Annotated in this window: 16 protein-coding genes and 1 pseudogene; 9 read left to right on the top strand and 8 right to left on the bottom strand. The window is 71.6% G+C overall.

Annotated features, from left to right (window positions below):
• Positions 1–304: 304 nt before the first annotated feature.
• Positions 305–526: a hypothetical protein gene (locus ABZ297_RS29380; protein WP_355352453.1), complete on the top strand. Its 222-nt coding sequence runs from the start codon at positions 305–307 to the stop codon at positions 524–526.
• A 12-nt stretch (positions 527–538) separates the two neighbouring features.
• Positions 539–706 carry a hypothetical protein gene (locus tag ABZ297_RS29375; RefSeq protein ID WP_355352450.1) on the top strand — a complete coding sequence of 56 codons (168 nt, stop codon included), beginning with the start codon at positions 539–541 and terminating at the stop codon, positions 704–706.
• A gap of 33 nt (positions 707–739) precedes the next feature.
• Here ABZ297_RS29375 and ABZ297_RS29370 read toward each other — a convergent pair.
• Positions 740–868 (bottom strand): annotated as a pseudogene (locus ABZ297_RS29370) (sigma factor); the annotation flags it as partial.
• Between ABZ297_RS29370 and ABZ297_RS29365 the strand changes: the two are divergent.
• On the top strand, positions 810–965 hold the full coding sequence (locus ABZ297_RS29365) for a hypothetical protein (protein ID WP_355352447.1): 156 nt from the start codon (positions 810–812) through the stop codon (positions 963–965). The pseudogene ABZ297_RS29370 and the gene ABZ297_RS29365 overlap by 59 nt on opposite strands.
• Positions 966–1,193: 228 nt before the next feature.
• Complete coding sequence (locus ABZ297_RS29360) at positions 1,194–2,420, top strand: cytochrome P450 (RefSeq protein WP_355352371.1); 1,227 nt, start codon at positions 1,194–1,196, stop codon at positions 2,418–2,420.
• Here the strand turns inward: ABZ297_RS29360 and ABZ297_RS29355 are convergent.
• Positions 2,387–2,572: a hypothetical protein gene (locus tag ABZ297_RS29355; protein ID WP_355352368.1), complete on the bottom strand. Its 186-nt coding sequence runs from the start codon at positions 2,570–2,572 to the stop codon at positions 2,387–2,389. The genes ABZ297_RS29360 and ABZ297_RS29355 overlap by 34 nt on opposite strands.
• A 56-nt stretch (positions 2,573–2,628) precedes the next feature.
• On the opposite strand from ABZ297_RS29355, the gene ABZ297_RS29350 reads away from it, so the two are divergent.
• Positions 2,629–3,834 (top strand): vanadium-dependent haloperoxidase, encoded by a 1,206-nt coding sequence (locus ABZ297_RS29350; RefSeq protein WP_355352365.1) that lies wholly within the window; start codon positions 2,629–2,631, stop codon positions 3,832–3,834.
• 80 nt (positions 3,835–3,914) lie between these two features.
• Here ABZ297_RS29350 and ABZ297_RS29345 read toward each other — a convergent pair whose 3' ends face one another.
• Both ABZ297_RS29345 and ABZ297_RS29340 read right to left on the bottom strand, forming a co-directional pair.
• A complete protein-coding gene (locus tag ABZ297_RS29345) occupies positions 3,915–4,556 on the bottom strand; it encodes a zf-HC2 domain-containing protein (protein WP_355352362.1) in 642 nt (213 codons plus the stop codon).
• A complete protein-coding gene (locus ABZ297_RS29340) occupies positions 4,549–5,058 on the bottom strand; it encodes a sigma-70 family RNA polymerase sigma factor (protein ID WP_355352359.1) in 510 nt (169 codons plus the stop codon). The genes ABZ297_RS29345 and ABZ297_RS29340 overlap by 8 nt, the downstream gene beginning before the upstream one ends.
• Before the next feature lie 127 nt (positions 5,059–5,185).
• On the opposite strand from ABZ297_RS29340, the gene ABZ297_RS29335 reads away from it, so the two are divergent.
• Together ABZ297_RS29335 and ABZ297_RS29330 are read left to right on the top strand one after the other, a co-directional pair.
• The gene (locus tag ABZ297_RS29335; RefSeq protein ID WP_355352355.1) at positions 5,186–5,824 is read left to right on the top strand and encodes a hypothetical protein; all 639 of its coding nucleotides are present in this window, start codon (positions 5,186–5,188) and stop codon (positions 5,822–5,824) included.
• 73 nt (positions 5,825–5,897) lie between these two features.
• Positions 5,898–7,544, top strand: coding sequence for a DUF4434 domain-containing protein (locus ABZ297_RS29330; protein WP_355352352.1), 1,647 nt, complete (start codon positions 5,898–5,900; stop codon positions 7,542–7,544).
• On the opposite strand, the gene ABZ297_RS29325 is transcribed toward ABZ297_RS29330, so the two are convergent.
• The 3 genes from ABZ297_RS29325 to xylA are packed head-to-tail and all read right to left on the bottom strand — an operon-like array spanning position 7,541 to position 10,520.
• Positions 7,541–8,641 carry a Gfo/Idh/MocA family oxidoreductase gene (locus ABZ297_RS29325; RefSeq protein WP_355352349.1) on the bottom strand — a complete coding sequence of 367 codons (1,101 nt, stop codon included), beginning with the start codon at positions 8,639–8,641 and terminating at the stop codon, positions 7,541–7,543. The genes ABZ297_RS29330 and ABZ297_RS29325 overlap by 4 nt on opposite strands.
• Positions 8,638–9,363 (bottom strand): sugar phosphate isomerase/epimerase, encoded by a 726-nt coding sequence (locus ABZ297_RS29320; RefSeq protein WP_355352346.1) that lies wholly within the window; start codon positions 9,361–9,363, stop codon positions 8,638–8,640. Before ABZ297_RS29320 ends, ABZ297_RS29325 begins: the two co-directional genes overlap by 4 nt.
• Positions 9,363–10,520 carry a xylose isomerase gene (xylA, locus tag ABZ297_RS29315; protein ID WP_355352343.1) on the bottom strand — a complete coding sequence of 386 codons (1,158 nt, stop codon included), beginning with the start codon at positions 10,518–10,520 and terminating at the stop codon, positions 9,363–9,365. Before xylA ends, ABZ297_RS29320 begins: the two co-directional genes overlap by 1 nt.
• A gap of 59 nt (positions 10,521–10,579) precedes the next feature.
• On the opposite strand from xylA, the gene ABZ297_RS29310 reads away from it, so the two are divergent.
• Positions 10,580–11,761, top strand: a complete 1,182-nt coding sequence (locus ABZ297_RS29310; RefSeq protein WP_355352340.1) for an ROK family transcriptional regulator — start codon at positions 10,580–10,582, stop codon at positions 11,759–11,761.
• Here the strand turns inward: ABZ297_RS29310 and ABZ297_RS29305 are convergent.
• Entirely contained in the window at positions 11,700–12,635 is a 936-nt protein-coding gene (locus ABZ297_RS29305; RefSeq protein ID WP_355352337.1) for an arginase family protein, read from the bottom strand. The two genes, ABZ297_RS29310 and ABZ297_RS29305, sit on opposite strands and share 62 nt — an antisense overlap.
• Positions 12,636–12,664: 29 nt before the next feature.
• Here ABZ297_RS29305 and ABZ297_RS29300 point away from each other — a divergent pair.
• A partial coding sequence (locus ABZ297_RS29300) for an ABATE domain-containing protein (protein WP_355352334.1) occupies positions 12,665–13,080 on the top strand: 416 nt, incomplete at its 3' end.

The raw sequence follows: 13,080 nt of genomic DNA, 5'->3' as shown, positions 1-13,080 counted from the left end.
ATCTGTGGCCGAGGCGACGGGCTTGAAGGGTCCGTAAGTGGGCGTTACGATCGGTTCGATCGTGACGACAAAGAGCCGTACAGAACACCTTTGGAGCTTCGCTTCCCTGCAGGCGCGTCAGTCGAAATTTGTTCCTTTCCAATAGATGCTGAATCTCGTCGCTGTACAACTTGTGAGGTGATGCGGCCGTTCGGGGCCCACGCAGAAGTTGTTCGGGGTGGCCGGGTCGGCCCGAGGGAGGCTTCCAAATGTCCACGCCGATCGCCGACCTGCTCAAGGGCGGCACTATCAGAGTTGTGTTCTGATGAATGTCCTGGAACTGAAGAACGCGCTGGCAGAGAGCGGGGTAACCCCTGACCGATACCGTCTCCTGGAGGCTCCAGACGACAATACCTGGTGTCTGAGGCGGCAAGGTAAAGCGTGGCTGGTCTTCTATTTCGAGCGCGGCACCAAGCGGGACTTGCAGCGATTCAAAGTGGAAAGCATTGCCTGCGAATACTTTTACAACAAGCTCGTTCATGGGTGAGATCGACGTTCGATGGCCGGGCGCCCTGTAGCGGACCTGCGCGAGGCGCTGGTCGCGCTGATCGAGGAGGTCGGTCTGTCGCTCACCAGGACGACCTCGGGGGCGACCACGTCCAGCAGGCCCTGCAGGTCCCCGGCTTCGAGCGCGCGCTGGAACGACTCCATAGGTCTCTTCCAGTGAGACCCGGGCGGACTGCTCCAGGTCGGCCTTGACCCATCGCAGCCAGGTTTCCTGGAGGACGTCTTCGGCGTCGGCCGCCGATCCGAGCATCTCGTATGCGACGGTGAAGAGCAGGTTGCGGTGGACGAGGAAAGTCCAGCGCCCCGCGGCCGTCCGCCAGATCGCGTACCGCGCCCGCCGGCACGTCGAAGCCCGCCGCCCGCGCGAGGCGCTGCGCAGGCGGTTGAGCGACTGCCGGGTGGCGATCCGGATCAGGTAGGCGCGCTGGTCGTGCACCGTCGTCGCGCTCCGGGTCGAGGACGCCCGCATCACCGGCCTCTACTACGCCCGCAACCCGCAGAAGCTGACCCGCATCGAATCCCAGACCCCGCTCATCCTACGATGATCATCGGTGGTGAACAGCCGTGGCTGACCAGGCACCGCGTCTGGCTTCAACCCGGAAGAGCCCTGAACAAACTCAGCCAGATCTCATACTGGGAGGTCGTTCATGACGAAGAGTGTTGCCAGCGAACTCGCCGACCTGGAGCTGCCGGTCGAGCGCGGCTGCCCGTTCGCCCCGCCCGCCGAGTACGAGCGACTGCGCGAGCAGGCGCCGATCAGCAAGGTTCGCCTGGTGAGCGGCGCTGAGGGGTGGTTGGTGTCCGGGCATGAGGAAGGCCGTGCCGTCCTCGCCGACCGCCGCTTCTCCTCCGACCGGCGCAAGGACGGCTTCCCGTTCCTCGTTGCCGATGCGGCGACCCGGCAGCAGCTCCGCAGCCAGCCGTGGTCGATGCTCGGCATGGACAGCGAGGAACACGCCGCGGCCCGGCGTCCGATGATCGGCGAGTTCACCATGAAGCGGCTGGCCGCGCTGCGCCCGCGGATCCAGGAGATCGTCGACCACTTCATCGACGACATGCTCGCCACCGACCAGCGCCCGGTCGACCTGGTGCAGGCGCTGTCCCTGCCGGTGCCCTCGCTGGTGATCTGCGAACTGCTCGGTGTGCCCTATGCCGACCACGACTTCTTCCAAAGCCGCACCGCTGTGGTGGCGCGCCGGAGCGCCTCATCGGAGGACCGCCGGCGGGCCTTCGCCGAACTCCGCGCCTACATGGATGACCTGATCACCCGCAAGGAGTCCGAACCCGGCGACGACCTGTTCAGCCGGCAGATCGCCCGGCAACGCCAGGAGGGCGCCCTCGACCACGAGGGCCTGGTCAGCGCGGCCTTCCTGCTGCTGACCGCCGGGCACGAGACCACGGCGAACATGATCTCGCTCGGCGTGGTCGGGCTGCTCAACCAGCCGGAGCAACTGGCCCTGATCACGGCCGACCCGGGCAGGACCCCCATGGCCGTGGAGGAACTGCTGCGCTACTTCGCCATCACCGACACGGTCGCCTCCCGAGTGGCCACCGAGGACGTGCAGATCGGCGGGGTGAGCATCAAGGCCGGCGAGGGCGTCGTCGTCTCCAGCCTGTCGGCCAACTGGGACCCCGCGGTGTTCAAGAATCCAGCCGAACTGGACGTCGAGCGCGGGGCTCGCCACCACCTCGCCTTCGGATTCGGCCCGCACCAGTGCCTCGGCCAGAACCTGGCCCGGATGGAACTGCAGATCGTCTTCGACACGCTGTTCCGCCGCATCCCCACCCTGCGGCTCGCCGCACCGGTCCCGGATCTGCCGTTCAAGTCGGACGCCGTCGTCTACGGCGCCGACGAACTCCCGGTCACCTGGTGAGGAGAGCATGATGCGGATCTAGCGGGGAGGGTGCGGCCGTCGGTGTCGAGGTAGTCGCGCCAGGAGCGCTTCGGCGGCCCGGCGTCCGTCAGGTCGGCCTGCTGGTATCGGGGCGCGCCGGGCCGGTGGAAGGCCAGGTGCTCAACGCGCATGGGCTGCGATCCGTACTCCCTTGCGTCTCTCGACGACCAGCAGAAAGGGAACCCCCATGCCACGAGGAGCTCTCCTCGCCGGGGTCATGGCCGTGACCTCGGCCCTGACGATGGCCACGCCCACCCCGCCCGCGCACGCTGCTCGCACGGACGCGGTCCTGGAATGGTTCGACGTGTACACGTCGGCGGTTCCGCCCTCGACCCGACAGAACCCTCAGGTCACCAACGGCCGCGCCTGGGCCATCGGCTGGATCGCCGCGAGCCGCGCCCTGCGCGGTGGCGATCCGTCCCGTAACTTCCAGGAGGCGGCGCTCGCGCAGGCACTGCACGATGCGCTGATCGAGCTCGTCCCCGGCCGGGCGGAGGCGCTCGACCGGGCCCTGGCCGGCACGCTCGCCCGCATCCCCGCCGGGAACGCCAAGGACGAGGGGGTGCGAGCCGGACGCGACCAGGCCCGCAGAACCCTGCGGGAGCGGACGGGTGACGGACTCGACCCCGCGTCGGTCAACCCGGCGTACCCGCCCCCTCCCGCGGCGCCCGGGATCTGGCGCCCCACCCCTCCAAGCGAGGAGAGCGCCGTCGGGGCGGGACAGGCGCGCGCCAAGCTCTTCCTCCTCGGCCAGGCCGGCCGGTTCCGTCCCGGCCCTGCCCCGGCGCTCGACTCGGAGCGATACCGCAAGCACCTCGACGAGGTACGCGTGTACGGGGTCAAGGACGCCTCGGCGCGGACGCCGGAGCAGACCACGATCGCGAAGCTCTGGTCCCAGGCTTCGCTGTCCGGCTACACCCAGGCGCTGCGGGCGGTGCTCTCGCGGCCGGGGCAGTCGCCTGCGAAGCGCGCCGAACTGGTCGCCGTCTTCCATGCGGTGACGGTGGACGCGCAGATCGCGGTGTTCGACGCGAAGTACGCCTACACCCGCTGGAGGCCGATCACCGCGATCAGGGCGGGCGGCGATGCGACGTGGGAGCCGCTGATCGCGACCCCGCCGCATCCGGAGTACCCGGGCGGACACTCCACCTACGCGGGCGCCGCCGAACAGGTGCTCAATGAGCTGGCAGGCCCGAAGACGGCGCCGTTCGCCATCACCGGGCCGGAAGGAACCCAGCGAACCTATACGGAGTGGCGGCAGCTGACCGCGGACAACGTCAACGGCCGCGCCTGGTCGGGTATCCACTTCCGCTTCTCCGACGAGACCGGCGCGCAACTCGGAGCCCGGGTGGCCCTGTGGGACCTGGTCAGAGCCGGAAGCCTCTTCCGCTGAGCAAGGAGCCGTTCATCCGTCACGGGTTCTGACCGATCGGCCCCGCCGCACCCGAGCCGCGGGGCCGATCGGCCGGCCCGTCAGTGGCTGATCGGGGCGCGCAGGACGGCCGGGCCGCCGGGTACGGTGCTCAACCCCAGGGCGACGGTGTCGTCACCCTGAACGGCCGCCGAAAGCTCCATGGTCAATCCCATGCCTCTGGCGGTGAAGCTGCCCGCGGGGACGCGGCTGCCGTCACCTCGTTCGAGCCAGACCAAGTAGCGTTGCCCGTTGTCGAGGCCGCTGACCTTCAGGTTCACGGCCGTACCCCACTGGCGGGCGGCCAACTGGGCCGAGATCTGCATGCCCTGCGCCCCGTAGGTGACCGTGTGCCCTTCGGCACCTGACAGCAGCACCGTCACGACGGCGGCGGCCGAGGCCGCCGCGGTCGCGAGGCCGCCGGTCCACGCCAGCAAGCGCCTGCGCCTGCGTCTGCGCAGGTGCTGGACGCCGACCGCGGTCACCACGCTGTGACGCAGCCACGGCGGTGGCTCGGGCGAAGAGGCGACCCGGTCGGGATTGGCGTGACCGAGGGCGCCGGCCACCTGGTCGAGGGAGTCGAGCTCGGCCCTGCAGGCGGGGCAGCCGTCGGTGTGCGCGAGCAGGGTCGCCATCTCGGCCTCCGGAAGACGGCCCAGCGCGTGCATGCCCAGCAGAGAGTGATAGTCGCGGCAGTTAGTCACCGTCCCACCCCATCTCCTCCAGTACCAGGCGCAGCGCCTTGAGCGCATAGAACACCCTGCTGCGCACCGTACCCGGGGGAATGCGCAACTCGGCGGCGACCTCGGTGGGAGCGCGGTCTCGCAGGTGCACCTCCACCAGAATGTGCCGCTGTTCGGGAGACAGCCGCCGCAGCGCCTCCTCGACCTGCATGCCGAGGAGCAGCTGCTCCAGATCGGTGTTCCCTGGCACATCGCTCTCCTGGCCGGCGGAGAGTTGCGGTCGTACGGAACGCGCGCGCAAAAGGTCGATCACCACGTTCCTGCAGATCGCGAACAACCACGTCCGGGGAGACGACTGCCTGCGGTCGTACCGCCCAGCGCTACGCCACGCCCGCACGAAGGTCTCCTGAACCGCGTCCTCGGCCAGCCCCGTGTCACCCAGGGACCTTCTGGCGAAGGCGAACAACTCGCCTCCGTAGTCGTCGTAGACCGCCTGCAAGGTGGCCTCGTCATCCAACCGCACGTCTCCTCCTGCCGTTCCGATGGGCATACGGAACGAAACGCTGCGGCGTTCAACCATTGTCGCCTGAACGCTGCCCGCCTCGCCTCCGTACACCCCCTCGTCATCAGCGACAGCGAAGGGATCAGCTATGCGAGCAGTTGTCTGGGCATCGATGCTCGGAGTCGCCGTTACCGCCGCCGCCACCATCGCGGGGCCGGCGCTGGCCCAGCAGGGCGGCGGGTCCGAGCGGCGCGCCCACGTGCAGGTTCACTCGCCGAAGGCCGATACGGCGACCGGTGTGGAAGGAGCCGCCTGGATGGTGGAGCTCTCCGTGGACTACCGCGACGGACTCAAGGCGGCCGGGTGGAGCGGGCCCCAGGTCACCGGCCCCCAGGGCGGGACGGGGTCGTTCGGCCCCGGCAAGGACGACAAGCTGCCCGGCCTGGTGGTGCTGCTCTCCACGACGACCGGCTTTTCGGGGCCGGGCACGAACCTGGCCAACCTGTTCAACGTCACGGGCGTGGCCGAGCGGGACAAGGCCGGCAACGGGGTGAAACTGTGGGACTCCTGGCTGGTCGGCAAGCCGCTGTTCGGAAAGGACGTCCGTAGCGTGCTCACGGTCGCGGTCGTGGGCGACCTGAACCGCAACGGCGTGCTCGACGACGCACCCGACACGGTGAAGGATCTCACCGGCGACGGCCGCATCGACGCCGAGGACCTGCGCAAGCTCGGCGTGACGTCGAACATCGCCGAGGTGCCGTTCCGCATCACGGACTCGGCGGCCTGAGGAGCAGTGGTTCTAGAGGCACCTCCGCACACAGGGCAGGATTGAGGCACAGCGTCCTGGTGCGGGGGGATACGTGGTTGTTGGGCAGCGGGCCGGTCGCGTCCTGCGCTGGGTGGTGGCCGTCGCGGCGGTGCTCGGGATCGTGGTGCCGGAGAGCTGGGCGTCGGCCAGGTACGTCCCCGGGGAGTGCCCGCCTCCCGACCCGCGGGTGGCGACTCCCTACCCGATCACCGGGTACTGGCTGGTGCCGCGCCCCGACCGGTGCGTGACCCGGCGGACGGTCGAGGCGATCCACGGGATCGGCGGCGACACGCTGATCACGTTCGGTCCGCGGCTGGTGCCGAGCGCGGTCGACGGCGCGGGGCGGCTGCTCAGGGAGGGGAGCGTCGATCCGGACTTCGCCGACTGCGTGGACGGCGGCAGGCCGTGCTACCTGGCAGCCCGTGACGCGGTCCGGGGGAGGACGATCCGTCAGGTCTACGGGTACGCGGTGAACGAGCTGTTCGGGCCCGCGCTGTTACGCTGCCCCGGGCTGGACCGCCGGATCGAGAGCCGCGGGCGCGTCTACTACCGCCTGCTGCTGGGCGGGTCCTGCGACGACAGCGCGTACGACCTCGTCCTGGTCGCGACGGACGGCGACGGCGTCGGGAACCTGCTGGCCGAGGCGGCGGGGCTCGGGATGAAGGTGTTCCCCGGCCTGCCCGCCGCGCCGCAGGACACCGCCCGGCCGTGGCTGCCCGACCTCGCCCACCTGACGCCGCTCGACAGGCTCACCGAGCGGGTGCTGTCCGACTACCGGCAGCGGTACGCGGCCTCGCCCGCGTTCGGCGGGGTGTACCAGTCGTTCGAGCTGGCCATGAAGGAGCGGCCCAGGTCCGACCCGACGCTCGCCCTGTATACCGCCCAGCACGCGGTCGTCGCCGCCGCGCTGCCCGGCGGCAAGATCCTGGTCAGCCCCTACTTCGACGCCCGCAGGACGCACGGCTTCCCGCCCGGGCAGGTGGCGCGGGGGCTGGAGGAGATCGCGGCGACGCGGGCGGGCGCGCCCATGGCGATCGCGGCGCAGGACGGGCGCGGCACGGGGAAGGCGCCGGTCTACGGAGCCGACGAGAGCGACGCGAGGGTGGACCCGAGGCTGGCTCCGATGGTGGGGGACGTGACCAACAGGCAGGCCTACTACGGCTCGACGCGCGACTACTTCGCGGCGGCGGCGAGCCGTCCCCTGCCGGGGGTGGAGCTGTGGGCGAACGTCGAGTCCTTCGAGCCCACCCAGGTGGCCGGCGAGTGCGGACGGGCCGATCCGCTGCCGCTCAGAGGACGCACCGCCAAGAGCCGGATCGACCGGCAGGTCGCGGCCGCGGCCCCGTTCACCGCCAAGATCATCTCCTACGGCTGGGACCCGTTCTTCACCTGCCAGGACGGTTTCGCCAGGCCCTCCCTGAGCGACACCCTGGCCTCCGGATGGAACGAGCCGATCATCGTGGACGCGTCCAGGAAGAGCGTGGACGGGCGCGACGGGATCGCGGTCGAGGGCTACAACCTGAAGGGCGGCACGCTGCGCTTCACGTACCAGGGGAGGAGCGTGACCGCCCCGCTGGAGCAGCGGGGCGGTCACGCCTGGGCGCCCTTCGCGTTCGGCGACGCGGGCGGTGCGTGGATCTCCGTCACCGCGACCAACGGCGCGGGCCGCTCCAGCAGGAGCGGCTACGTGATCCGTTAGAGGGTGGCGGCGTGCGGGTCCCAGTCCGCGGGGAGCGGGTCGGGTGGGGTGAGCGTGGAGCGGAGGCGCTGGAACTCGCCCTGCTCTCCCGAGTCGCTGATGGCCGTCATCAGCTCCAGGACGTGCAGCGCGAGCTCGCCGGACGCGCGGTGCGGGGTTCCCGCGCGCAGGGACCTGGCCAGGTCCAGGACGCCGATCCCGCGCCCCGCGGTGGTGCCGGCGAGCGGCTGCTCCCGCCAGTCGGCGTCGTCCAGGCTGCGCACGTGCAGCGGGCCGTCGAAGGTGTTGGGGTCCGGCAGCGACAGCGCGCCCTCGGTGCCGATGATCTCGATCATCCGCCGGTTGACGGACGAGTCGAAGCTGAACGTGGCCGCGGCCGTCGCGCTGCCCGGGAAGTCGACCAGCGCGTTGACGTGCGTGGGCACCTCGACGGGGAAGGCCGTCCCCGCCTTCGGCCCCGAGCCGACGACGCGGTGCGCTCGGGCCCGGCGGACCCCCGCCGCGACCCGGGAGGCGGGCCCCAGCAGGGCGACGAGCGTGGTCAGGTAGTAGGGGCCGAGGTCGAACAGCGGGCCGGCCCCGCGCTGGTAGAGGAACTCGGGGCTGGGATGCCAGCTCTCGGGCCCGAGGCCCTGCGTGGCGGCCGACACCGCGACGGGGTCGCCGATGAGGCCGGAGCGCAGCGCGTGTAAGGCCGACTGGATGCCCGCCCCGAGGAAGGTGTCGGGGGCGTTGCCGACGCGCAGCCCCCGGTCACCGGCCTCCGCCAGGACCTTCGCGGCCTCGTCCATGTCCAGGGCCAGCGGCTTCTCGCCGTACACGTGCTTGCCCGCGCGCAGGGCCGCGAGCGCCACCTGCGCGTGCGCCGCCGGGACGGTGAGGTTGACGACGATCTCCACCTCGGGCACCGCGAGCACGGCGCCGGGCGAGCCGGAGACGGGCACCCCGTGCTCCTGGGCGACGGCGGCGGCCCGGTCCTCGTCGAGGTCCGCGACGCCGAGCACCCGGACGTCCGGGAAGGAGGTGAGGTTGCGCAGGTACTGGCCGCTGATCACGCCGGCGCCGACGACGGCGACGCCCACCGGTCCGCTGGTCAAGAGGCCTCCAGATAGGCGTGGCTGTCGGCGAGGGCGGCGAAGACGTCCCCCTCGCAGCTGTCGAGTTCGACGATCCGCAGCGCGCCGGGCGCGGCGGCGAGGATGTCCCGCACCGGCATGACGCCCGCGCCCACGGCCGTGTGCGGCGCGTCCTTGACGCCGGGTCCGTCCTTGACGTGCAGGGCCAGCGTGCGGGAGGAGAGGCCGCGCAGCAGGTCAGGCACGTCCGCGCCGCCGACCGCCGCCCAGTAGGTGTCGACCTCCAGGAACACCTCGGGGGCCAGCAGGTCCGCCAGCGCCTCCAGGGCGTGCCTGCCGTCGATCCTGGGCTCGATCTCCCACCAGTGGTTGTGGTAGCCGATCCGCACGCCGTGCTCCGCCGCCTGCTCGGCCAGGCCGTTCAGCAGGTCGGCGGTGCGCGACAGGCCGTCGCGGGTGGTGAACTCCTCGTGCGCGATGCCGCCGGGGATGATCGCCAGGTCGGTGCCGATCGTGGCGATGGCGTCGAAGACCGGGCCGGGCTCCTGGCCGAGCAGCGCGTACGCGTGCGTGCTCGACACGCTGAGCCCCAGGTCGTCGGCCACCTGGCGGAAACCCGCCGGGTCGGCCATCGGGTCGAACGGTTCGACGGAGTCGTAGCCGATGCCGGCGATCCTGCGCAGCGTGCCGTCGCGGTCGGCGGCGAGCTGGTCCCTGACGGTGTAGAGCTGGACGCCGGTCATCAGGCCGCCCCTCGCACGCCCAGCAGGTGCTCCAGGGCGAGCTGGTTGAGGTGGCTGAAGTGGTAGCCGCGCGCGGCGGCCACGTCCGGGTCGAAGCCGTCGTCCGACAGGCCGGCCAGGGTCTCGCCGGGCGCCAGCGTCGGGGTCGCCAGCTCGTCCACGCGCGAGGCGCGCAGCGCCTCCCGCACCTCGGGGTCGGCCCGGAACGCCCGCGCCTTCTCGCGCAGGATCAGGTAGGTGCGCATGTTGGCGGCGGCCGACACCCACACGTCCTCGGGGTCCTCGGTGCGCAGCGGCTTGTAGTCGAAGTGCCTCGGGCCCTCGTAGCCGCCGTGCTCCAGCAGGTCCACCAGGAAGAACGCGCTCTTCACGTCGCCGTGGCCGAACACCAGGTCCTGGTCGTAGCGCGGGCCGTGCTGGCCGTTGAGGTCCAGGTGGAACAGCTTGCCGTGCCAGAGCGCCTGGGCGATGCCGTGCACGAAGTTCAGCCCGGCCATCTGCTCGTGCCCGACTTCGGGGTTGAGCCCCACCATCTCCGGGTGCTCCAGCTCGTCGATGAACGCCAGCGCGTGCCCGATCGTCGGCAGCAGGATGTCGCCGCGCGGCTCGTTCGGCTTGGGCTCGATCGCGAAGCGGATGTCGTACTCCTGCTCCTTGACGTACGCGCAGAGCAGGTCGAGCGCCTCCTTGTAGCGGTCGAGCGCCGAGCGGACGTCCTTGGCCGCGTCCGACTCCGCCCCCTCGCGCCCGCCCCAGCACACGTACGTGCGCGCGCCCAGCGAGGCGGCCAGGTCCAGGTTGCGGCGCACCTTGCGCAGCGCGTACCGGCGGACGTCGCGGTCGTTGCTGGTGAACGCGCCGTCGCGGAAGACCGGGTGGGTGAAGAGGTTGGTGGTGGCCATCGGCACCTTCATGCCGGTCTCGGCGAGCGCCTTGCGGAACGCCGCGACCGCCCGCTCCCGGTCGGGCTCGACCGCGAGCAGGTCGTCGTCGTGGAAGGTGACGCCGTACGCGCCCAGCTCGGCCAGCCGGTGGACGCTCTCCACCGGGTCGAGCGGCGGGCGGGAGGCGTCGCCGAACGGATCTCGGGCCTGCCACCCGACCGTCCACAGGCCGAAGGTGAAGAGATCATCGGACGTGGGGGTGAACGCGGGCATGTGGTGACCCCTTCTCCTATATTTAGTCCATAATCTGCACATAATCCTGGGAGGTGGACGTGACCTCGTCAAGAGGCGTGCGGCACGATTCCATGCGCGCCCGCAACCTGGCCGTCGTGCTCGGGGAGCTGCACCGGGGCGGGCCGCTCACCAGGGCCGCGCTCGCCGAGCTGACCGGGTTGACCAAGACGACCGTGTCCACGCTGGTGGCGGACCTACTGGAGAGCGGGGTCGCGGTCGAGTCGGGGGCGGTGCGCGACGGCGAGCGCGGCAGGCCCGGCGTGGCGGTCAGCCTGAGCGGCCACCGGGTGGCCACGCTCGGCCTGGAGATCAACGTCGACTACCTGGCCCTCTGCGTCGTGGACCTCACCCGCGCCGTGCGGCTGCGCCGCACCCAGCCGGTCGACAGCCGCAACTCCCGCCCGGACGACACGCTGCGGCGGCTGCGCGAGCTCGCGGACGCGGCCACGTCCGAGGCCGAGCGCTCAGGGCTGCGGATCGCCGGCGCCGCGCTCGCCGTGCCCGGCCCCGTGCGGGACGGCCTGCTGTGCAACGCCCCCCACCTCGGCTGGCGGGACGTGCGCGTGTCCGACCTGCTCGACCTGCTCGACCTGCCGCTCGCCGTCGAGAACGAGGCGAACCTGGCCGCGCTGGGGGAGCTGTGGTTCGGCTCGGCGGAGCCGGACTTCCTCTACGTGTCCGGCGAGGTCGGCATCGGCGCGGGGCTCGTCGTGGACGGCTCCGTCTTCCGGGGCACGTACGGCCTGGCCGGGGAGCTGGGCCATGTGGTCGTCGCGCCCGACGGGCCCGCCTGCCGGTGCGGCGGGCGCGGCTGCCTGGAGGTGTACGCGGGTCAGGACGCCCTGCTCGGCGGCGCTGCCTCGATCGCCGACCTGGTGGCGCTGCTGGAAGCCGGCGACCGGACGGCCCTGGCGGGCTGCGCGGAGGCCGGGCGGGCGCTCGGGCTCGCGCTCACCTCGGCGGTCCACCTGCTCGACCCCGGCATGATCGTGCTGGGCGGCGTGTACGCGCCCCTGTTCCCCTGGCTGGAAGGGGACATCAGGGCGACGCTCTCCGCCCGGCTCGGGCAGATGCGCAGGGTCCCGCCGCCGCTCGCGGTGTCGGAGACAGGGGCGGACGCCGCCGTCCTGGGGGCCGCCGGGCTGGTCATCCAGCAGATCATCGCCGATCCGGCGCGGGCGCCGCGGCTGTGGTCAGGGCCGTCGTCAGGGCCTCGGTGAGGACGTCCACGATCAGGGCGGCCTGGGAGCCGTCCTCGTCCAGGTCCGGGTCGAGGATCGAGACCTCCAGCCCGGCCGCTCCCGGCAGCTCCAACAGGCCGCGGAGCAGGCCGGAGAGCTGGGCGGGGTTCAGGCCGCCGGGGGTGGGCGAGTCGACGGCCGGCAGCACCGACGGGTCGAGGACGTCCACGTCCAGGTGGATCCAGAAGCCGTCGAGGTCGTCGCGGGCGAGCACCTTCCTGGCCGCCTCCAGCCCGGCTCCCGCGACGATGTCCGCGCTGGACGCGTACGCCACGCCGGAACCCTCGAAGTCGCGCATGTCCTCCTCGTCGCGGACGCCGAGCACGATCACGTCCTCGTCCCTGACGTACGGGCGCAGGCCGTCGATGTCCGTGAGGTAGTCGTCGCCTCGGCCGGTCACCAGGGCGACGTCCTCGCCGGCGGCGGCGCCGACGTGCGGGGAGTTGCCGAGATGACGGAAGTCGGGGTGCGCGTCGACGTAGGCCAGGCCGTACCGGCCGGTCCTGCGCAGCGCCAGGGCCGGGCCGAGCACGATCGAGCAGTCGCCGCCGAGCAGCACGGGGAACCTGCCCGACTCGCGGATCGCGGCCACCCGCCCGGCCAGCTTCCTGGTGTACGCGGCGATCGCCCGGCCGTTCCTGACGCCGTCGCCAGGCTTCCACGTGGCCACGTACCGGGGCGGAACCACTGCTCCCGCGTCGTGCGCGCCGAGCCGTTCGACCAGGCCGGCGTCGCGCAATGCCCACGGGGCCTTGTAGGTGCCGGGGATCACGTCGGGGGCGGGCGGGCGCAGGCCGAGGTTGGATGGGGCGTCGAGGACGGCGTATCGGCTGTCAGGGGTTATTGTGTTCATAGTCGTGACGTTAACAGGAAGGGGGCGGGATGCGCCAGTACGCCGAGACGGGCCTGGTAGCGATCGACCTGGCCAACACGTGGGACGAGTACCTCGACGACCCGGAACGGCTACCGGACGTCGCGGCCCTGCTGCGCTTCTGCCACGAACTCCACGAACCGCCGGACACGACCGCCCCAGACAGGCCTGACACGTCCACCCCGCGCGCGTCCACCTCTGGTATGGCCGCTCCGGGGATGGGGGGCCTGGACGGCGGCGACCTCGACGCCGTTCGGGCGGTGCGCGAGCGGCTGCGGGCCGTCCTGCTGGCCGAACCTGGTGAGCGCACCGCCGCCCTCGCCCGCTGGGCCGCCGACCTGCCGTTGCGCGCGCTCGTCCAGGACGCCGACGGCCGCCCGGAGCTGCGGCTCGTCGCGTCCGATGAGGCGAGGCTCTCGGCGCGGCT

This window comes from Nonomuraea sp. NPDC005983 (genome assembly GCF_040614375.1).
In the GTDB taxonomy this organism is placed as follows: Bacteria; Actinomycetota; Actinomycetes; order Streptosporangiales; family Streptosporangiaceae; genus Nonomuraea.
This window is presented reverse-complemented; position numbering and strand designations above follow the sequence as displayed.